The 20,528-nt window shown below is 58.7% G+C and carries 18 protein-coding genes and 2 pseudogenes; 7 read left to right on the forward strand and 13 right to left on the reverse strand.

Going from position 1 to position 20,528, the window contains the following annotated elements:
- Positions 1–89: 89 nt before the first annotated feature.
- Both RKE50_RS09985 and RKE50_RS09990 read right to left on the reverse strand, forming a co-directional pair.
- Complete coding sequence (locus RKE50_RS09985) at positions 90–173, reverse strand: hypothetical protein (protein WP_350036501.1); 84 nt, start codon at positions 171–173, stop codon at positions 90–92.
- A gap of 71 nt (positions 174–244) precedes the next feature.
- Positions 245–1,153: pseudogene (locus RKE50_RS09990) on the reverse strand (IS481 family transposase); the annotation flags it as partial.
- A gap of 74 nt (positions 1,154–1,227) precedes the next feature.
- Here RKE50_RS09990 and RKE50_RS09995 point away from each other — a divergent pair.
- Positions 1,228–1,986: pseudogene (locus RKE50_RS09995) on the forward strand (alpha-hydroxy acid oxidase); the annotation flags it as partial.
- 226 nt (positions 1,987–2,212) lie between these two features.
- On the forward strand, positions 2,213–3,772 hold the full coding sequence (locus RKE50_RS10000; RefSeq protein WP_350036256.1) for an AMP-binding protein: 1,560 nt from the start codon (positions 2,213–2,215) through the stop codon (positions 3,770–3,772).
- A gap of 75 nt (positions 3,773–3,847) precedes the next feature.
- Here RKE50_RS10000 and RKE50_RS10005 read toward each other — a convergent pair whose 3' ends face one another.
- The 9 genes from RKE50_RS10005 to RKE50_RS10045 all read right to left on the reverse strand — a co-directional run bounded on the left by RKE50_RS10005 (position 3,848) and on the right by RKE50_RS10045 (position 14,224).
- On the reverse strand, positions 3,848–5,209 hold the full coding sequence (locus RKE50_RS10005; RefSeq protein ID WP_350036257.1) for a sodium-dependent transporter: 1,362 nt from the start codon (positions 5,207–5,209) through the stop codon (positions 3,848–3,850).
- A gap of 130 nt (positions 5,210–5,339) precedes the next feature.
- The gene (locus RKE50_RS10010) at positions 5,340–6,620 is read right to left on the reverse strand and encodes a metal-dependent hydrolase family protein (protein ID WP_350036258.1); all 1,281 of its coding nucleotides are present in this window, start codon (positions 6,618–6,620) and stop codon (positions 5,340–5,342) included.
- Positions 6,621–6,753: 133 nt separating this feature from the next.
- Positions 6,754–7,644, reverse strand: coding sequence for a bifunctional methylenetetrahydrofolate dehydrogenase/methenyltetrahydrofolate cyclohydrolase FolD (gene folD / locus RKE50_RS10015; RefSeq protein ID WP_350036259.1), 891 nt, complete (start codon positions 7,642–7,644; stop codon positions 6,754–6,756).
- A complete protein-coding gene (locus RKE50_RS10020) occupies positions 7,634–8,191 on the reverse strand; it encodes a sarcosine oxidase subunit gamma (RefSeq protein WP_350036260.1) in 558 nt (185 codons plus the stop codon). Before RKE50_RS10020 ends, folD begins: the two co-directional genes overlap by 11 nt.
- Positions 8,184–11,051 (reverse strand): 2Fe-2S iron-sulfur cluster-binding protein, encoded by a 2,868-nt coding sequence (locus RKE50_RS10025; protein WP_350036261.1) that lies wholly within the window; start codon positions 11,049–11,051, stop codon positions 8,184–8,186. Before RKE50_RS10025 ends, RKE50_RS10020 begins: the two co-directional genes overlap by 8 nt.
- Complete coding sequence (locus RKE50_RS10030) at positions 11,048–11,338, reverse strand: sarcosine oxidase subunit delta (RefSeq protein ID WP_350036262.1); 291 nt, start codon at positions 11,336–11,338, stop codon at positions 11,048–11,050. Before RKE50_RS10030 ends, RKE50_RS10025 begins: the two co-directional genes overlap by 4 nt.
- Before the next feature lie 11 nt (positions 11,339–11,349).
- On the reverse strand, positions 11,350–12,624 hold the full coding sequence (locus RKE50_RS10035; protein ID WP_502937881.1) for a sarcosine oxidase subunit beta family protein: 1,275 nt from the start codon (positions 12,622–12,624) through the stop codon (positions 11,350–11,352).
- A gap of 4 nt (positions 12,625–12,628) precedes the next feature.
- A complete protein-coding gene (gene purU / locus RKE50_RS10040) occupies positions 12,629–13,495 on the reverse strand; it encodes a formyltetrahydrofolate deformylase (protein ID WP_350036263.1) in 867 nt (288 codons plus the stop codon).
- 81 nt (positions 13,496–13,576) lie between these two features.
- The gene (locus RKE50_RS10045; protein WP_350036264.1) at positions 13,577–14,224 is read right to left on the reverse strand and encodes a TetR/AcrR family transcriptional regulator; all 648 of its coding nucleotides are present in this window, start codon (positions 14,222–14,224) and stop codon (positions 13,577–13,579) included.
- 1,037 nt (positions 14,225–15,261) lie between these two features.
- Here RKE50_RS10045 and RKE50_RS10050 point away from each other — a divergent pair.
- The 5 genes from RKE50_RS10050 to RKE50_RS10070 all read left to right on the forward strand — a co-directional run bounded on the left by RKE50_RS10050 (position 15,262) and on the right by RKE50_RS10070 (position 17,474).
- Entirely contained in the window at positions 15,262–15,465 is a 204-nt protein-coding gene (locus RKE50_RS10050; RefSeq protein WP_350036265.1) for a helix-turn-helix domain-containing protein, read from the forward strand.
- A gap of 350 nt (positions 15,466–15,815) precedes the next feature.
- Positions 15,816–16,016 (forward strand): hypothetical protein, encoded by a 201-nt coding sequence (locus RKE50_RS10055; protein WP_350036266.1) that lies wholly within the window; start codon positions 15,816–15,818, stop codon positions 16,014–16,016.
- A gap of 9 nt (positions 16,017–16,025) precedes the next feature.
- Positions 16,026–16,301 (forward strand): DUF5334 family protein, encoded by a 276-nt coding sequence (locus RKE50_RS10060; protein WP_350036267.1) that lies wholly within the window; start codon positions 16,026–16,028, stop codon positions 16,299–16,301.
- 153 nt (positions 16,302–16,454) lie between these two features.
- The gene (locus RKE50_RS10065; protein ID WP_350036268.1) at positions 16,455–16,769 is read left to right on the forward strand and encodes a transposase family protein; all 315 of its coding nucleotides are present in this window, start codon (positions 16,455–16,457) and stop codon (positions 16,767–16,769) included.
- Positions 16,770–16,901: 132 nt separating this feature from the next.
- Positions 16,902–17,474: a transposase gene (locus RKE50_RS10070; protein ID WP_350036269.1), complete on the forward strand. Its 573-nt coding sequence runs from the start codon at positions 16,902–16,904 to the stop codon at positions 17,472–17,474.
- On the opposite strand, the gene RKE50_RS10075 is transcribed toward RKE50_RS10070, so the two are convergent.
- Together RKE50_RS10075 and RKE50_RS10080 are read right to left on the reverse strand one after the other, a co-directional pair.
- Positions 17,426–19,039 (reverse strand): AMP-binding protein, encoded by a 1,614-nt coding sequence (locus RKE50_RS10075; protein WP_350036270.1) that lies wholly within the window; start codon positions 19,037–19,039, stop codon positions 17,426–17,428. The two genes, RKE50_RS10070 and RKE50_RS10075, sit on opposite strands and share 49 nt — an antisense overlap.
- A complete protein-coding gene (locus RKE50_RS10080) occupies positions 19,036–20,514 on the reverse strand; it encodes a TLP1 C-terminal extension domain-containing protein (protein WP_350036271.1) in 1,479 nt (492 codons plus the stop codon). The genes RKE50_RS10075 and RKE50_RS10080 overlap by 4 nt, the downstream gene beginning before the upstream one ends.
- Between the last annotated feature and the right edge of the window lie 14 nt (positions 20,515–20,528).

Raw genomic sequence — 20,528 nt, forward strand, 5'->3', positions numbered from 1 at the left:
AGGGTCTGTAATTTCATCTGGTTATCATAATGCATCTTGCGGCGCATCGCCAAGGTGTCCAGTTTAATCTGCTCACGACGATCCAAGACCTAGTGTCCGCGCCCGTAGTAAACATCAGCGGGCGTCAGGTTATTAAGTGACTCGTGGTAGCGCTCGTGATTGTAGTAATCCACAAATTCGCCAATGCGCTGCTCCGAGTCACCGGTGTAGGATCGCAAGACCCTGGTGACACTTCAACTCGCGTTTTATCCACCAATCGTTCGTACGGGGCCTGGCCATTTAAGGCCCCGTGTGGCCGATCATAGTTGTAGTAGTCCTCCCATTCACGCAGTTTCTTATTGAACAGATGGACATCGGTTGAGATGCCTCCCTGGTCGATCAGCTGGTAGAACTCTTCGTCATCAATTCGATGAGATCGCTCCACCTTGCCGTTGAGTCGTGGCGTCCGTGGCCTGATGTAAACATACTGAATATCGAGCGATTCGGCATGCCAATGGAACTGCGATTGGAGCTCCGCCCCGTTATCCGTCTGTAGGACGTGTATGCGGAATGGGAGTCGATCGCGTACATCGTTCAGGAACTGAATAGCCGTCTTCTGGTTACAGGCGTCGAAGATCTTCAGGATCCGAATGCGGGTGCAATCGTCGATAGCGGTGAATTGATAGAGGCGCTTTCTGGAGCCCGGGATGCGCTCCAGGAACTTCACATCCATCTGTATACGGTGGCCCGGACGGGCCTTCTCGTAGCGCTTCCAGCGCTTGCTGTGGGCTTTGTGCTTCTGATTCGCTGGCAGTCGGCCCATACCATGTCGCTCAAGGATTCGATGTACCGTGGATACAGCTATCGATATCTCATGGTAGCGGTCCAGGTAGGCAGCAATCCGGCCTGCACCAAAGTGATAGTTCTGGCGCAGGTAAACAATCTTCTCCATAACCGCTGGCTTCGTGGCCTTTGGAGATGTCTGTGGAGCGCGCGAGCGGTCGGCTAAACCCGCTGCCCCATGTTCATCATATCGACGCTTCCAGCGATAGAAGGCGGTTCGAGAGATGCCAAAGTATCGACAGGTTCTTGATATCTGACGTGGCTCATCTTTGGCCCAGTTGAGGATTTTTAGACGCCAGGCGACGATCCTGGCTTGCTCTGCTTTGGTCATCTAGCTTCCTTCTCCAAGTTCCCTTGAGATGAAGGCTGAATGTGTCACGCATGTGATGAGAATTCACAGTTTGTCGCGCTGCCGAGAAATTCGGGACGCTGTACACGCTGTCCACCATGGGCACGACGAGCCTCGAAGAAATCGCAACCGCGATCGCTACGCCGAAGATGTTCCAGATCTACATACTGAAGGACCGGGAACTCACTCGGGAATTTGTACTGCGTTGTAAGGCAGCAAACTACCTTGCGCTGTGTCTGACGGTAGATACGCCACTGGCGGGCAATCGTGAGCGCGATCTGAGAAACGGCATGACCATGCCACGCAAAATTACACTCGGTAACCTTTTGAGCTACGGATTCAGCGTTGACTAGCTGTTCCACCTGGCGTTAAACCCGGACTTCAAACTGGCCAACGTCGCGCACCGGGTGGACGCCCTTGGTGGCGGCGCTATGGGGCTGATCGACTTCGTGAACAGCCAGTTTGACCGCAGCGTGACCTGGGATGACGCGGCATGGCTAGCGGGTCAGTGGGACGGACCCTTCGTCATCAAGGGGCTGCAGTCCGTCGAAGACGTCAAGCGGGCCCGGGAGATCGGCGCCAGCGCGGTCATGGTCTCCAATCATGGGGGCCGGCAACTCAAGGGGGCTCCCGCACCCATTGACTGCATACAAGCGCCCCGCGACGCAATTGGCAATGACCTGGAGCCCATTCTGGATGGCGGCATTCGCCGGGGTACTCATGTGATCAAGGCGCTCGTTCTCGGCGCGAATGCGTGCTCGATCGGGCGCCCCTATCTATACGGACTTGCGGCCGGCGGTCCAGTCATAGCATAATTAAGCCAGTAGACTTATAACAAGACTTGATGCCACGTGCAGACTCGAAAACTGCCACAACATTTCCGACCTACGAAAGCGGGCGCAGGCCTCACAAAGTGCCACGATAGGAAGTCAGCGCAGGTAAGCTCATCGTCTCCCTTTAGACGTAGCCAAACCCTCCGGGAAATCATGGAAGACACGCGCTGCGACATTTCGCAAACCTGATAAATTCACGGAGAATCCTATGTACGTACTCACAGAGTTCCTGAAAAGCAACGCGCTCGCGACGCCTACCTCCCCAGCCACCCGGCACCTGGGCCGGGAGCGCACGTGGGTGGAGTTGCAGGACCGTGTGGCAAGACTGGCATCAGCCATGACCAGTATGGGGATAGCCCCCGGCGACCGCGTGGCAATACTGGCTCTGAACACCGACCGTTATCTCGAGTACTACTTTGCGGTCTGGTGGTGTGGTGCGGCAGTCGTTCCCATGAACACGCGCTGGTCTGCTTCCGAGAATGTCTTTGCTCTCAAAAATTCCGAGGCGACGACGCTCTTTATCGATGCTGCATTTGCAAACCAGCTCCCAGAGCTGCGGCAAGATACATTACTGCAGCGGGTGATTTATATCGGCGACGGTGACGTACCGGCGAACACACTGTGCTACGAAACGCTCATCAAGGACCATGAGCCCATCGAGGCTGCTCCATCTTCCGGAGACACGCTGGCAGGGCTTTACTACACCGGCGGTACGACGGGCTTCCCTAAAGGTGTGATGCTCTCGCATCAGGCGCTCTGGTTTAACAACCTTTGCGTCGGAGGCTTTTCGACCTACCTCAAAGGTGACGCCTATCTGCATGTGGGGCCAATGTTCCACCTCGCCGATGGTGCGTTCTCCGGCGCGGCCTCCACCTGGGGCGTTTGCCACACATTTCTCCCGGCATTCGAACCGAAACAAGTTATGGACCACATCGAGCATGAACAGATTACACACACCTTGATGGTACCGACCATGCTCGGCATGCTCATCGCCCACCCCGATTTCAACCCGGAGCGACTGCGCTCCCTGCGGTACGTTGTTTACGGTGCGTCTCCAATGCCCGAGGGCGTGATGGTCAAGCTGCTTGAACTGATGCCGTGGGTGAATTGGATTCAGGGCTACGGTCAAACCGAAATGGCCCCGGCAATTTCGCTCCTAGAACCTGAGTATCACAGCCTGAAGGGCACCTACGCAGGCAAGCTCAAGTCCGCCGGTCGTGCAGCCCCCGGCGTTGAGCTCCGAATCTGTGATGAAGCGGGGAATGACGTGCCGAACGGGCAGGTGGGCGAGATCGTTGCGCGATCTCCCGGATCGATGATCGGCTATTGGAATCTCCCCGAACAGACTGCGCAAACGCTCGACAATGGCTGGGTGCGGACAGGTGACGGCGCCTACCGTGACGATGACGGCTTTATCTTCATTGTCGACAGGCTGAAAGACATGATCGTAAGCGGCGGAGAGAATGTCTTCTCAGCTGAAGTTGAGAATGCACTGTCTACCCATCCCGCGGTCGCGGGTGTCGCGGTCATCGGTATACCCGACGAGCAGTGGGGCGAGGCGGTGCATGCAATTGTCATTCTTGAAGAAGGGATGGAAGAAGCAGAGGCAGTTCTTATCGCCTACGCCAAAACAAGAATAGCCGGCTACAAGTGCCCGCGGAGCATCAGTTTCCGCAGCGAGCCATTTCCACTCTCCGGCGCCGGAAAGGTCTTGAAGACGGAGCTCCGCAAGCCGTTCTGGGCAGATCAGGCGAAGGGCGTGAGTTGAACTAACGGCGCCAGAGCAGTCCGCCGGGCGCTGGATAGCGTCATCTCCGAATTGCAAGCCGGCATGACCAGCATCTCAATCGCTGACACCCATAACGAAAATGACCAGCACAGCAGCGGGAACTGGCCAGCGAATCAGAAATCGCCAGAGCTCAAAGGCAAAGTTTGAGTTGAGGGCTAATTCATCACGGCTCGACTTTCGGGTGACGAACCAACCAGCAAATATCGCAATAAGCAATCCACCCAGTGGCAGCAATATCTGGTTGGAAACGTAGTCCGCCGCCGTGTTGATCGGCAAACCAAACAACTGCCAGTCAGCGAGTACGGTGTATCCAAGAACACTGAGCAGACTAAACAGAATATTCGCACCGATGATCACCACCGTTGCCCGATGCCGCGGAAATCCGTGCAGTTCTTCAAGCCAGGAAACCAGTGCTTCAAGCAGCGCCACCATCGACGTAATGCCTGCGACTGACAACAACAAAAAAAACAAACAGGCGAAGAAGTAGCCCCCGGGCATTTGTGCGAAGGCGACAGGCAGCGTCTGGAAAATAAGCCCCGGCCCGGCCGCTGGATCGAGGCCGTTGTTAAAAACCGCCGGAAAGATCACCAAGCCAGCCAATATAGCGACCAACGTGTCAGCAATCACAATAATGATGGCGGAGGAAGCGATGCGCGTCTCTTTTGGCAGGTAGGAACCGTAGGCCATCATCGCTGCCATACCCACGCCAACCGAGAAAAATGCCTGGCCCAGGGCGGCGAGAAATACCTGCGCATTGATCTTGCTGAAGTCGGCTTTGAACAACCACACAAGCGCCTCTTCAAAGCCGCCGGCAAACACGTTAAAGCCGACTAACAACAGCAGTAAGCCAAAGAGCGTGGGCATGAGCACATTCACTGCGCGCTCAATTCCGTCTTTGACCCCGGCATAGAGAACGCCACCACAAATCAATATGCCCACAACCGTCCACAGCAACATTCCAATGGTGTCGCTGGTGACCCGAGCAAACTCGGCATCAGCGAAAGTGGCGTCGACACCCACAAACCCGGTGGTAACTGCCTTGAACAAATACCAGAGCACCCAGCCAACGATCACAGCGTAAACAGCCTGAATCAGAAACGCCGCGAGCTGGTTGACATAGCCAACGCCAATCCACAGGGGAGAACGCCCTTCCTGAGCGGCAACCACCTTCATCGAGCCAGCCGTGCCGGCCTGGCCCCTGCGCCCGATCATGATCTCAGCGATGACGATCGGTACCCCAACCCCAAATGCACAGCACAGATAAACCAAGACGAAGGCAGCGCCACCGTTTTCACCGGTTACATAAGGAAAGCGCCAGATGTTGCCCAGACCGACGGCGAAGCCGACCGAGGCCATCAGAAAACTCATGCGCGATGACCAGTGCGCGTGCTCGTGGGTAGAGATAGGTCCGACCATTAACATTCCGCCTGCATATCACATCGCTTGATTTAATCTTTAGGCTTATCGACAGCGCAATTTTCGATAACCAACGACACTCAATGGACGGCCACAGGCACCCCGGCGATTTTAGTGGCCAGCCAAAAGGTCAGGGTTGTTTGACGATAGCTCCACCCTTCATCACGAAGTTCACCCTCTCGATATTGCTCATGTCCTCCAGCGGGCTTTTTGGCATGGCGACGATGTCCGCCTGTTTTCCAGGTTTGAGGCTGCCGATCTCATCCTGAAGCCCAAGCAGTTCGGCGCTGTTGATCGTACCCATCTGCAGCACGAACCAGTTGTCCTCGAGTACTTTATTCATGGCATCAAATTCACGGATGGCCTGATCCATTGGGAAGATGGGGTCTGACCCCAGCGCCATCTTCACACCATGCTTATGAGCAAGCTTTATGGACCGCTTGTGCTGCTCTGAAACCTGCTTAGCCTTGCTTAGATTGCTTTCTGAGATACCAGCCGAGAGGCCCGTATCAAGTATCCAGTCCACTACGTAACGCGTCGGCACATAAACAGTACCTTTTTGGGCCATCAGTTTTACCGTGCTCTCCTCCATGAGGGTCGCGTGTTCTACCGAATCGAATCCGGCCTCCACCACGGCACGAACACCTGCGTCGCCGTGAGCGTGTGCCGTAATCTTCTTGTGATGCCGATGCGCCTCGTCGGCAAAGGCCTGCAATTCTTCCATCGTGTAGGCCGCAACCCGCGGGTCATCGTGCTGAGACATAACACCGCCAGTAGAGTGGACCTTGATCCAGTCGGACCCGTATTTAAATTCCCGGCGCACATAGCGTCGAATTTCATCTACGCCATCAACAATCCACAGTGGCAGCGGCACATGGGAATCGTAGGCGTGAGAGTTGGCGTCCCCGTGTCCGCCGATCGCGCTGGCGGCGTGAGCAGCCACCAGCATGCGCGGTCCCTGGAATTCACCCCGATTGATCGCGTCGCGCAACGCAATCGTGGAGTACTCCTTGTCCAGATCCCCAGGAATGCGGATCGTGGTGAACCCCTGATCAAGCAGGGACCAGAGATTGCGCAACCCAAAAAGGGTCAACTCCGACGCAGACTCAGTGATCCTCAGTGAGTCCAGCGTTCCTTTTGTGCTGTCAATCAGGATATGAACATGTGTATCCATCAGACCGGGCATGCAGACCTGCTCCGACAGGTCGATCTTCACGGCGTCGGCGGGTGCGCTTACATCGCTGCCAATGGCTTCGATCACATCGTTGTTTACCAGGATCTGCTGATCCCTCAACACCTTCTCGCGCTCAACATCGAGAAGACTGCCGCATTCGATCACTTTGTAGCTGTCGGCGGCGTAAGTATTCATCGCCAGCAAGGTGGCGGCGATGCAGATTGATAGTCTGTTCATTGTTGTTCTCCTTTTCTGGTTTTGGTGGTCAGAGCCTGCATTCGACCTCGGCCTGGCGACAGGCTGAGACAACGGTGTTTCTGAGAAGATTGATAGTCTGTTCATTGTTGTTCTCCTTTTCTGGCTTTGGTGGTCAGAGCCTGCATTCGACCTCGGCCTGGCGACAGGCTGAGACAACGGTGTTTCTGAGAAGACAGGCGATGGTCATCGGCCCTACACCCCCGGGAACGGGCGTTAGGGCACCGGCGGTTTCCGCGGCCTCGAAAAAGGCCACATCGCCCACAAGCTTCGGCTTCTGAGTTTCGTCGGATTGAATGCGGTTTATCCCTACATCGATGACGACAGCGCCAGGCTTGATCCAATCACCTCGTACCATCTCGGACCGACCGACCGCCGCGATAACGATGTCAGCCGCCCTGCATACCCCCGGAAGGTCCTGGGTGCGCGAATGCGCAATCGTGACGGTGCAGCTTTCCTTGAGAAGCAACTGAGCCATCGGTTTACCAACGATATTGCTGCGACCGATGACCAGCGCGTTCTTCCCTGCCAAACTGCCGTCGAAGTAATCCTTGAGCATGAGCAGACAGCCGACGGGGGTACAGGGCGCCAACGCACTCGGGTCTCCGATGCAAAGCCCACCGACATTGACGGGATGAAACCCATCGACGTCCTTCAAAGGGTTGATCGCCCTCAAAATGCGCGACTCGTCAATATGAGCAGGGAGCGGAAGTTGGACCAGAATGCCATGCACTGCGTTGTCGTCATTCAATCGCTCAATGAGAGCCAGTAGTTCGTTTTCCGAGACGGAGACATCCAGCATGTGCTCAAAGCTCTGCATCCCCGCTTCGCGTGTTTGTGTGCCTTTGTTCCGAACGTAGACCTGACTGGCGGGATCTTCACCGACCAGTACAACGGCGAGACCTGGCTGCAAGCTGTGCTCATTCTGTAGGCGAGTTACCTCGTTTCCGATCGACTGTCGAAGCCGTGCAGCAAACGCTTTGCCATCAATGATCTCAGCAGTCACGACTCGCAGCCTCCAGCCACTTGAAGAGATAGTCTCCGTAGGAGCTATCGACGTAGAGAAGAAAGTCGCCATCCTCCCCAGGTCGCAGAACCATCACCGGGATGTCGGCGAAGCGCGTGGAAGCGCAGTGACCCACGCAAAAGGAATCCGGGTGGAAATCAACCGTACAGCCACGCGCCAGCAGTTCCCGGACATTCGTACCTGAGAGGTGAAGGCAGACGCGACTGTCGGTGATCACGTTCAGCACTGCAAAGAAATCGCCGCACCGCGACCGCAGTGATTCAATAACAACGGCTTCCGTCCCCACCGGCACTGAAACAACCCATTCGCCCGGTGCCGACCAGCACCACTGCATGCCTTCGGCTTCTATCGCCTGTCTCGGTCCAGGAAGCCGTAGTTGAAGCTGCTCGGAGAAGCGCGCCTCGGCCTCGGTGGCGCGACTGAATATCTGGACGCGAACAAGTCCCACGGTGCGCTCCGCGGCGGTGAAGCCGGCGCGCCGCAATACCCGGCCTTCTTCTGGTGCAATCAAGGCCGCATCAGCCATTGAGCCTTTCTCCTGCCGGGTCATAGGCGCAAGGGGCACACAGCCGCGCCCTTTGCGTCACGCCGTTGTAGAACAATGACACCTCGTCGCCATCACGCTGTTGCGCACCCGAAACAATACCCAGCGCCACCGTACGACCCAGGTTGGGGCTGTAGAACGCAGAGGTGACATAGCCCGCCGTGGATTTGCCGTCAGCCCCGAGAACATGCGCCCCACTGACTACGCGGGCATTCGGGTCAAGTAGTTCAAGGCCGGTAAACTGGAAGCGCGCCGGGTCTCTGCCCGCCTCCTGCGACAGGGTTCGACGACCAATAAAGTCGGCGGGTTTGCGCTCCACCGCCCTGCCCCAGCCGATGTCCTGGGGCATGGTGTTGCCATCGGTATCACTGCCAACGTGCAAGTACCCCTTCTCGGTCCGCAGCAGCATCAGCGACTCGATACCGAACGGGACGATTCCATCCGGTTCACCGGCGCTCAGAAGCTGCCGCCAGAGCGTTTCGGCAAAGCCTGCAGGCACACTGATTTCATAGGACACCTCACCGGTGAAGCTGGCGCGTAGAATGCGACACGGCTGTCCCAGGAGCGCGCCTTCCCGGTATTGCATGTGCCCGAAGGCTTCGCGGCTGAGATCGATGTCGCAGGGCAGCTTCTGCAGGACCTGGCGGGCGCTGGGCCCCGACAGCATGAACGTTGCCCACTGCGTTGTGCTGTTGGTGACGATTACCTCAAGATCTCGCCATTCGCACTGCAGCCATTCCTCGAGGTGCTGATGAATGCTGGACGCCCCACCGCTGGTCGTATGGAGCAGAAAGTGCTCTTCGGAAAGACAGACCATGATGCCGTCATCGATCACAATGCCCGCCTCGTTGAGCATCAGCCCGTAGCGAGCTGCGCCCACCTTGAGCGTCGTGATGTTGTTCAGATATACGCGATTGAGGAACTCCCGCGCATCGGGCCCGTAGACTTCGAGCTTCCCAAGCGGCGAGTAGTCGAGGATACCGACACCCGTTCGCACCGCCATGGCCTCCCGGGCGATGGCGTCTTCCTCACCCTCGCCATCACGCGGGTAGAAGGCGGGCCGCTGCCAGCTCCCGTAATCCTCCATTCGAGCACCGGCCTCAACATGGGCTGTGTGCGCGGGCAGACGCTGGAACGGCGAGTAAAGCTCTCCAAGCTCGGTACCCGCAAAAGCACCGAGGGTGGCCGGGTGGTAGGGGGGGCGGAATCTCGTTGTCCCCACTTCGGGGATCGGACGGCCCAGAGTCTGCGCCAGAAGGCCGAGACCATTGACGTTACTCGTCTTGCCCTGGTCCACGGACATGCCGTTGGTCGTGTAGCGCTTGACGTGTTCCACCGACACAAAGTTTTCGCGTGCTGCCAGCTGGATATCCGAGGCGGTGACGTCGTATTGAAAGTCGATCCACTGGTACTCGGGAGAAACATCCGGCGTCAGCCAAAGTGGCTGCGTGTTCATCGGAGCCGCAAAGTCACCGTTGGCACTACCGACAACCCTTACATTCTGCCGGGCTTCGGCAGGCACGAGGCAGGCGTCACTGTCGCGATAGTCAAGCTGGCCGCCGGACTGCGAGAAGAGGTGCACCGTGGGTGTCCAGCCGCCGGATACAGCCAGCAAGTCACACTCGAGACTTTCGCTTGCTGGCCCAAGATTTTTTCCGTCCGGCGTGATTTCACGCAACAGGATTCGGCGAATTCGCCCTCGACCCTTCGTGTCGACAACCGTCCTCCCAAGGTGGATGGATATATTGGATTCTTTGGCTGCGTCGGTAAGCAACTCGTCCACCGCGGAACGAATATCGACGATGGCGGCAACCGGGACCCCAACCCCCGCAAGCTCAATCGCGGTGCGCCAGGCTGAATCATTATTGGCATAAAAAACGATCTGGCGACCCAGCGTTATTCCGTAGCGGTGGGTGTATTCGCGGACCGCAGAAGCCAGCATGATCCCGGGACGATCGTTGTGCGGAAATACCATGGGACGTTCGATGGCGCCCGTGGCTAGAACCACTCGTCCTGCAAAGACGCGCCAGAAGCGCTCTCTCGGCCCCGGTTCTGCGTGCTCTCCCCCAGCCCGCGGGTCGAAGCGCTCGACCGCCGCAAGGATATTGTTCTCGTAATAACCGTTGACGGTACATCCGGTGGTGAGGGTGACGTTCTCGCGCCGGCGCAACTCCGTCAGGATTTCCTCGAGCCAGGCACGATCCTCAGCTACCGGGCTGGCAAGCAGGCTTCCGCCGGGCTCGAACTGTTCGTCGAGGATCAGCACCCGACTGTCTGGATCGCACGACGCATCCAGCGCGGCCTTAAGGCCGGAACGGCCAGCACCCACCACCACGACATCAGCATGGATGCTCTGCTTGATGTAGTAGTCCGGGTCCGCCGACTGCGGCGCAACACCAAGGCCCGCGATGCGCCTGACCAGCCACTCCCACGTGTGCCAGCTAGGCCACATGAAAGTCTTGTAATAAAAAGAAGCGGGCAGAGCCCGCTTAAAGGCACGCATCACCCCGAACAGATCGAACCGGACCGAAGGCCAGGCATTCTGTCCGCGCGCTTCGAGGCCCTCGAACAGGGGAACGAGGGTCGCTCGCGCATTGGGTTCAGTGCTGGCACTGCTACCAAGCTGCACCAGGGCATTGGGCTCTTCCTTGCCCCGACCCAGCACTCCACGCGGCCTATGCAGCTTGAAGCTCCTGCCGACGACCGTTACACCGTTGGCGAGGAGCGCCGAAGCCAGGGTGTCCCCGGCAAGCCCCTGGTAGCGGCGACCGTCGAAGTAAAAGGTCAGCGGTGCACGGGTATCTACCCGCGCGTGGGCAAACCGGGTTGAATTGACTTTCACTTGCAAGCCCCCTTCACGTCTGGCGGCGGCTCGTCCATGTGATAGATCGCGTGGATCTCATGCGTGACGGTGTCGCGGGCGACGTTAAACCACTGGCGACAGCCAAAAGTATGCCGCCATCGCTCAAAGTGCAGACCTTTAGGGTTATCGCGCATATACAGATAGCTCGCCCACCCCTCGTCAGACGTCCGAGCTGGATCCCCTGGGCGGGCGATGTGCGACTGTCCACCGCAAGTGAATTCTTCCTCGCTGCGCCTTCCACACCAGGGACATTCGATTAGATGCACAGTCTCCGCTCCTAGTGCGCCACACCAGCCGCGGCACCCTCGTCGATAAGCCGGCCCCGCGCAAAACGGTCGAGGGAAAACGGCTCTACGAGAGGGTGTGGACGGTCGTTAGCGATGGTGTAGGCGAGGGTCTCGCCCCCGGCGGGGATCGCCTTGTAGCCACCGGTGCCCCAACCGGTGCTGATGTAAAACCCGGTCACTGGTGTCTTGGAAACAATGGGGCTGGAATCTGGCGCGATATCCACGATTCCTCCCCATTGCCGCATCAGCTTGAGACGACTAAAGGCCGGATACAGCTCGACGACAGCACTGAGCACTGCCTCCGTTGACGGCAAGGTCCCGCGCTGGCCGTAGGAGGGATGCGTGTCGGCACCGCCGCCAATAACAAGTTCACCGCGATCGGACTGGGACAGGTAACAGTGAACGGCGGGACAGATGACCACATGGTCGAAGCAGGGTTTGACAGGTTCCGTCACCATCGCCTGCAGACACTGGCTGACGATAGGGAGCTTCAGCCCCGCCATGTTTGCGACAAGCGTGCTGTGCCCTGCTACGGCTGAGGCAACCTTGTCCGTGCGGATATTACCGTTGTTCGTCTGCACGCCGCGGATGCGGCCATCACTCAGTTCCAGCCCGGTAACTTCGCAGTTCTGTATCACATCCACGCCAAGTGCACTGGCGGCGCGGGCGTAAGCCCAGGCCACCGCATCGTGACGCGATATGCCGGCCCGGCTCTGCATAAACCCGCCGTAGATGGGGTAGCGGGCACTGGCACTCATGTTCAGCAGCGGAATTTTTGCAGCAATCGCGTCTGGCGACAGGACTTCGCAGTCTACGCCCTGGAGTTGAATGGATGTCACCCAGCGCCGGTAGATCTCCATATCGTGTCGGCTGGTCGCGAGGCTGATGATGCCGTTCTGGCTGAACATGATGTTGAAGTTCAGGTCACGGCCCATGGTCTCGTAGCGCTTCAATGAGTGCTCGTAGAACCGCGTGCTCTCAGGGTAGAAGTAGTTGGATCGTGAGACAGCCGTATTGCGGCCCGTGTTGCCGCCACCGATCCACCCCTTCTCGAGAACGGCGACATTCGTTATGCCGTGCTCCTTCGCAAGATAGTAGGCCGTCGCCAGACCATGACCGCCACCACCGATGATGACGACATCATAGGCCGCCTTGGGCTCCGGCGAGCGCCACGCTTTGGGCCAGCCTTGGTGCCCGCCCAGGGCATGCTTCAGGAGACTGAAGCCTGAATAACGCGCCATACCAGCTGATACTGCACCGTTCATCAGGCTAGAGAATCACCGTGCGATTGCCGTTGAGTTGCACACGCTCTTCGCAATGCAGGCGCACGGCTCGGGAAAGGGCTGTCGCCTCCGTGTCGTGCCCGAGGTGAACCATCTGCTCAACATCCACGGCGTGGTCGATAGCACGAACCTCCTGGACAATGATTGGCCCCTCATCGAGATCCGCAGTGACATAGTGCGCCGTCGCCCCGATTACCTTTACACCGCGCTCATAGGCCTGGTGATAGGGCTTCGCACCTTTGAAGCCGGGCAGAAAGGAGTGATGGATGTTAATCGCCCGGCCCGCCAGCTTTCCGCACAGATCGTCGGACAGAATCTGCATATAGCGCGCGAGAACGAGCAGGTCGACACCAAGCTCCTCCATGACTTCGAGAATCCTGACCTCCTGCTGCGGCTTGGTCTCCGGAGATATCGGCAGGTGGTAGTACGGCAGTCCATACCACGCAGTGAGTGACTCGCAATCCTGATGATTACTCACAACACCGACGATGTTTGCGGGTAAGGCGCCGGCCCGCCATTTGTTTAAAAGCACACTCAGGCAATGGTCGTATTTGGACACAGCAACCAGGACGCGGGGGTGCTCCTCGACGGCGCGAAAGCGGCTATCCATGGAGAACTCCGCCGCAAGATCAGCGAACTCGGACAAAAACTCGTCGATCGGCACGATCATCTGGCGGTCATCGAACACGCAGCGAAGATGAAACGTGTTGCTGACCGGATCAGAGAAGTTCGACATATCGGTAATGAAGGCGCCCGCATTGAGAGCAAGGGCCGAAAACCGTGCTACAACGCCGAGCCGGTCAGGGCAGTGAAATGCCAGTATGTAGGAGCGCGGATATTCTGATGCGCCCATAGCGAAATCCCCAAAAAATTCTTAAGCTTTGGGGATTATTCATGTGGACTGCAACTAAGTCAAGGGGCTCAGGCTAACGCATCAGATGTCATGACATAGAACGGCAACGGCCATATCCACCTGAAAGCGCGCAAGATCCTTGAGGCTACGGACGGAAAGATCCCCAAGGTAGCTTTTATTAAGGTTCTGGTAGTCCGCAAACGCGTGGATCGTTGAGTTGACAACGAAATTGAAGCGCCGCTTGTATTCCTTGGGCTTCAGATCCGTGAGCAGCGGACGCGTCAAACGGGCGAAACGCTGGACGGTAAGTCCCGCTGATTGACTCAGCAGATCGTGCACCTGCGTGTTGTTGTCGAATTCCATGCGGGCGATTGTCCGAACCGCATCGTAACCCCAGTCGTGATGCTCAATGATGTCAACGTAGGCTTGAACAAATACATCGATCACATCCCTGACCGTGATATCTCCCTCAGCGGCCCGATTTTCGAGCGCCTCGAGAGCCGGCTGCCGAACTTCGCCGAAATGCTGCTGAATAAACTCATCGACAGCGCCGATCAAGCCCAGCTTGCTCCCAAAGTGATAATGAAGGGCCGAGTTATTCTTATGCCCTGCTTTGCGATTGATCATTCGCAAGGACACAGAGTCGACGCCGCATTCTGAAAACAGGCGTATAGATGCCAGGATAGTCTTGCGTTTGGCTAGTTCGGAGGCGGTCAAATGGGCAGCCATTAAAGTAAACTCCTGGGCGATGGCCTCGTATTCTAGTGCAACACGCGGTGATGCGGGCAAGGGTTCACCCTCGTATCTTCAACGTCCCACATTCAGCCCGGCACTAATGCAGCGGACCGCTCAATGGGGCCAAAATGCAATTACGCACTCGCGCGATGGGCGGTGAGAGCAGCCCTGTCGATGCAAAGTTAAACGCATTCCAAAAGAGCGATAATCGTTGCAATTTCTCAAGACGATTTGGATGCGAGATGGATGCTTCGACGAAAGCCGCACATTCCAGCCACGGAGTCTCGGCGCTGCAATCCAACGCCGCGGCTATGGAACGCTTGGTTGAGTCACTGGGTCTAGACGAACTCGGCGATCCGGACTCTCCGAAACTCATCGCAAGTTGGTCTGCGATTGTTGGCCTGCTCCGCTGGTTTGATGCCGTCCGCGGAGCAGAGATCGGCAGGCCGGCTCGCACTGGACGACCGCCAGCGGCCTTGCGCAAGGAGTTCATCAGACGCGCATTGCGATTGTTTCATCGCTTCCGCTATCGCCCAGCTGATGCGGGACTCCCGAATGGTCGCGATAGGCTGTCAACCACCAGCCCGGCCCGCTCTAGCCGCCCCGTGCGTGAAGCGAGGAGCGTCTCTGGAGCAGTTGCCTTGAGAGATCGCTGGCATCGTCCGGCAGATCAAGCCATCAATCGACCTGAAGAGACAGCACGGTTCCGCAAGGGCGCCATGACAGCCCTTTCCGACCTGGAGGCTCGGGAACGCGAGTTTGTTTCTGTACTCCTCCATGAAGCGGGCATGCGCCTTAATTCAGAGGCGCTACGCAAGGCGCTCGGGCAGATCGAGCGCCACCCAGATGATTGGAATAGGCGACGTGCAGCGATAACCGTAAAGAGACAGCGCTACACAAAGAAGAGCCCGCGGTCGTGGGTTTTTCCTGGCGAGCTTCCGACCCGCTAGCGCCTTTCCCCAGACTTTTTTCCGTCGTGAATTAGAAGGTCCTCTGAAAATGGTCGCATACGCCGACATGAGGACCACGCGATGCGACCTGACATTGATCACTTCACGCAACTGGCAGGGCAACTCCACACCCTGCACCAGATCGCCCGCAAGGGGCACATCTCGGTAAAGACCATCCGCCGCCTGATCCAGCGCGGCGAACTCAAATCCCACCGAATCGGCACCCAGATCCGGGTGTCGGAAGCCGACTGGCAGGCCTACCTTGACTGGGCGAGGCAGCCGTGAAGCGCTCTTCATTCCGTCATTTTTATTCTCTATTTCTCAATGGCTTACGTGATATCGGGAAAGCTATATCCCCGAATTTCGTCCAGTTAAATACGTCTACAATTCCTCAAATAGGCCGATTGGACACCCTTGTCTTCCCGAGGCCACTGCTGACCACCAAAGGGGGTTCCCGATGACTGCAAGAAGCCTAACTACGCTTGCCGATCTGCTACAAAAACTCCGCGATGACGATGAGCTATCGCCAACACGCCGACAGGGGCTGACATACGATATCGGCCGACTCGCAAAGCTTCTGGAACGGCCGCCGATCGAAATACCGGCCGATCTACGTGCCCTGAAGTCCGCGATCAATGACTTACACTGTTGCCCGCTACGACAGCGTGAGCATCACGCCCAAGCGTGTCTCGAACAACACGCTGGCCTTGACCATCGAGTTCAATTACCGGGGACGCGGTGTGCTTGTTATGGACACCGACGCGCTTTACTTCGACGACAGGCTAGAGCTCGTCGGCTTTAGCGGTGAAGCAAACACGGCATTCAACTTCGCATAAGGAGAAACCATGAATATCAAGCACTTACCAGCAGTAGCCAGCATCGCCCTGCTTCCCCTCACCGGCCACGCCTGGGAAGGCGAAGAGCTCGAGAGCGGCGACATCGTTGAGATCGAGCGCGGCAACCTGGTTCGACCCGGGCAAGAGATCGAGGTCTACAACTACGACGACGGCGAGTACGAATACCTCGAGGTCGAGAGCGTGCGTCGCTACGGCAACGAGGTCGAAGTCGAGACCTACGACTACCAGGAGGGGGAGTACAAGACGCTCCGCATGCGGGACTGAACCCCATTTGAATGGGGTACCCCCTCAGTTATGGGGGAGGTACCAGTTTGGTAACTGACCCCGGGAGTCTGTAAGTCGGGCTCTACATCATTAACGGGGGACACCGGGGCTCATTAAACTGAATTTGCGGAAACGGTTTAATGGAGACCCCCGATGTCCCTCGCAAGCGTAATCTTAGGCCTTCCGGAACTGGAGGTCGAACGGGTCGATCGCAATAACGCGATCGCCGTCTATGCAAAGCCGAGGCAGCGGCCTTGCTGCCTGCACTGCCAGCATCCTCGGATCCGGATCAAGGCCACCTACCAGCGGACCCTGAAGCACACGCGCCAGGGCAATCAGCTGGTGACCTTGTATCTGAGGACGCCCAAGTACCACTGCCCGCGCTGCGGTCGCTACTTCCGTCACCGCTTCAAGGGGATCAGGCCCCGCTTCCGGGCCTCCGAGGCCTTCCGCCTCGAGGTATTCTAAAGCCACGATGGCGGCGTCACCCAGGCCAAGATCCGGCCCACGCACTGCATCAGCGAGGCCACCACCGAGCGCTGGTACCAGGGCCAGTGCCGGCAGCGACTCTCCGAGATGTCGAACCGCCCCTGACCCACGGTGCTCGGCCTCGATGAGCACTTCTTCACCCGCAAACGGGGTTATGCCACCACCCTGGTGGACCTCCGGCGCAACAAGGTCTTCGACGCGCGCCTCGGGCGCTCAGAGGCCAGCCTGGACGGTTACCTGCGGCAATTACCGGGCAAGGACAACGTCCGCCTCATCGTCATGGACCTGTCCGAGACCTACCGCAACATCGCCAGGCAGTACTTCCCGAGAGCCACCATCGTCGCCGACCGCTTCCACGTCGTTCGCCTGGTGAACCAGCACTTCCTCAAGGCCTGGCAGGCAGTCCATCCTGAGGGCCGCAAGAACCGGGGGCTGCTGAGCCTGATGCGGCGCCACGAGTGGCGCCTGCGGCCCGAGCAGCGGGATAACCTGCAGCGCTACCTCGCCGACTACACGGGGCTGGGCGTCGGCCAGGTCGCGGCGACCCCACTGAGTCCAGTTTTTGCAAGGCGAGATCGTGGTCCGGGCCGCCCAATTCAGCAGTCGAAGCCTGCGAATCTCATTGCGACTGTCGGTTATGGGCCGACATCGGCGCTGTCGAACAGGGCGCGCATCGCGGCGTAGTCCGGTTTGCCGTTCGGCGCGCGCGCGATGGCGTCCACGGTCAGCATGACGCGCGGCGCCTTGTAATCCGCGAGGCGCTCCCGGGACAGACGGGCCAGCTCTTCGATCAGGGTACCGGGCTTCTGGCCATCGGCGGGCACCACGGCGGCGGCGACTTTGCTGCCGAACCTGGCATCTTCGATACCCAGGACCAGGGCATCCAGCACCCCGGGGTGATCTGTCAACACGCGCTCGACCTCGGCGGTGAATACCTTCTCACCCCCGGTGTTGATCACGGTGCTGTCCCTGCCGAGAAACTCGATGCAGCCGTCTTCCCTCACGGTGCACCGATCACCGGTATTGACGTAGCGCCGGCCGTCGATTTCCACGAAGGTCTGCGCCGACTTCTCAGGCTCGTTGTAATAACCGATGGGGACATATCCGCCGGAATAGACCATGCCGGGTACACCGCTACCAGGTACCACGTCCCGGTCAGCCTCATCGAGAATCCTGGTAGTGGGGTTCGGCTGGAATACACCGGGTTCGCCGGTTGCCCGAGCGTAGCCGACGGCTTCCGAGGAGCCGAGGTTGTCGACGATCAGCAGTCCAGGTCGGTGCGCGCGAAAGCGCTGCTTGTTTTCCGCGCTGAGCGCCACACCCGAGGTGATCAGGAACTTCAGGCTGGCCAACGTATCCTCGGCTGGTCGCTGATCCTGGGCTTCCAGCAACGGCAGGGCGAAGGCGTCGCCGACAATGACCACGCCCGTGACCCCAAGCCGCTGGATGGCATCCAGGGTCCGGTCGGCATCAAAGCGGGGCTGCGTCAGCGTCGCGATGGGCGTCCCCTGTGCCAGGTACAGCAGCGCCACCAGCAGGCCAGTGCCGTGCATCAGCGGGCACAAGGGCATGATGGGGCCGGTTTGTGGAACCCGGCAGACATTCTCGATGTGTTCCGCCAGGGAAGCGGGGTTATCCTTCAGCTTCAGCGGGTAGAGGGATGCGGTCCGACAAACATCCTGTTTCCACCACAGGTCGCTCTGACGCCATTGGGTGCCCTTGGGCAGGCCGGTGGTGCCGCCCGTTGCAATGATCACGACATCATCGCTGCTGGCGGTGATTTCGATCTGGCGGCCGGAAAACTCATATAGCGCGCACAGCGGATACGCGAACGAATTGACCGGATCGCCCTCGCCGATTTCAATGAACAGCGCATGTGCGCCAAGCTGTGATCGAAGTTTTTCGACCTGCCCGGCGAATTCGCGCTCGTAGAACCAGATAGTGATATCCAGCTTCTCGGCAAGATAGCCGAGTTCCTCGTCCCGGTATCGATAGTTGACGTTGACGTGGGTGCAGCCGACGAGCCCGCTTCCCGCGAAGACCTCAAGGTAAGCGTTTGAATTTCGCATGTAGTGGCCGACATGGCTACCAGGCGCGACGTTCATGGCCTGCAGCCAGGCGCCAATTGCCCTGATGCGTTCACCCAGGACCCGATAGGATATTGCACTGTCATCGTGAATCAGCGCTGGACGGTCTGCGATGCGGCTGCGCGACAATTCCTCCATGGCGCTACAGAAATTCCAGCTCATGCCGGTACCCATCCGCCGATGAGGTTCTTTCCCGCTGTGGCGTCGCGTTCGATCATGACGCGCTGCCCCGCCGGATTCGAATTGAGCATGTAGTTGATCGTTCGCGCGTCGCCACGGGGGGTGGTCGCGAGGAAGCGCCGGCGATCCGCGGTTTCGGCGAGCACCGTGGCCTGCACGGGCTTGCCCTGCTTGAACCGGACCGTATGAGCCAGCACCACGCCGCCCTCGGATTGTTCTACCAACGGGACCGCGGAACCCGGACTGATTTCCGCGAACTCCGGTGTTGCGGAAGCGGCGGCCCTGGCGGGGTCCCCGGTGAGCACCACCGCGGCATGTTTCGACATGACGCCGCCATTGGCGTACACCAGGCCGACGCGACCGCTGCGCCCTCTCAAGCGACTGGTCATGGATGCAATCGCGTGCATGCTGTAGTTATTGCCCGGTCCGCCGAAAAATGGGAGACCACCGGTGACAGTGGGAACAACTGCTGCGGGACTTGGCTGCGCGAACTGGTCGGTTATGGCAGACACGGCGCAGGGGAAGCAGCTGTAGATATCCATGAGATCAATATCCCCGCTACCCAAAGACGCGCGCGCGAGGGACGTGGACACCACCTCACTCGCGACCTGCGAGCGGGCAGGCTCAGGTCGTTGACTGAGGCATACATCAACTCCCCGGGCTCCCGACAGGGGAAATACCATATCGGCCTGGTCAACGCCCAGCTCCAGGGCCTTCTGGCAGGTCGTCAGCAGAACTGCCGCGCCCTGGTTGACAGCGTCTCTCGCCACCATTCGCTTGCTATACAGGTGGGTTAACGGCTCCGCAGCCAGTATCTGTTCGGAAGTGAGACGCTCCGGGAACTGGGAATACGGATTCTCGCTGGCCACCGAGCTGAAGCCTGCGCACAGTTCGGCCATCGTTGTGCGGTATTCCTCGAGCGCGTCCGGTGTGGCTCTGTTACAGCGCGCCTGCTCGATAAGGCTGTAGAAGTGTACCGGGGCGATAAGCCCGTGTCTTTGCTCGGTCTCCTTGGCAACGTCCTTGCCGATACCTCGATCATGCAGGGATATCTCACCGCCCTCAAAGATCTCGTTCCAGTCGAAATGGTCACCATTGCGCAGCGCGTCGCGGTAATTCCTGATCGCCTCGGCCCCGACCAGGAGCACGAGTTCACTCTCGCCCCGCGAAACTTTTTCGGCCCACTCAAGCAGCAGGGATACCGGCTGGTCGCCGCCGCTCTCGCTGTAGTAGCGGGCACCAGGCGGTGCGCCGATACGCCGGGCTACGGATTCCGGCGGGTTGTTGCTGCTGCCAAACTCACAGGGCCACAGGGGGGAGGAGTCCGCAAACAACCGGACGTGTGCAATGGTGTCGATGGCTTTGGCGAGAACGCTTGAGCCTGCGTCTGCCAACGCTGCCCTGGCGGCTTCGGCAGCCAGGTCCGACGGCGCCGCATGGCTGGATTCACGCGCCACGCACTGGCCCACAC

This window comes from Pseudohaliea sp. (assembly GCF_040217025.1).
Classification (GTDB): domain Bacteria; phylum Pseudomonadota; class Gammaproteobacteria; order Pseudomonadales; family Halieaceae; genus Pseudohaliea.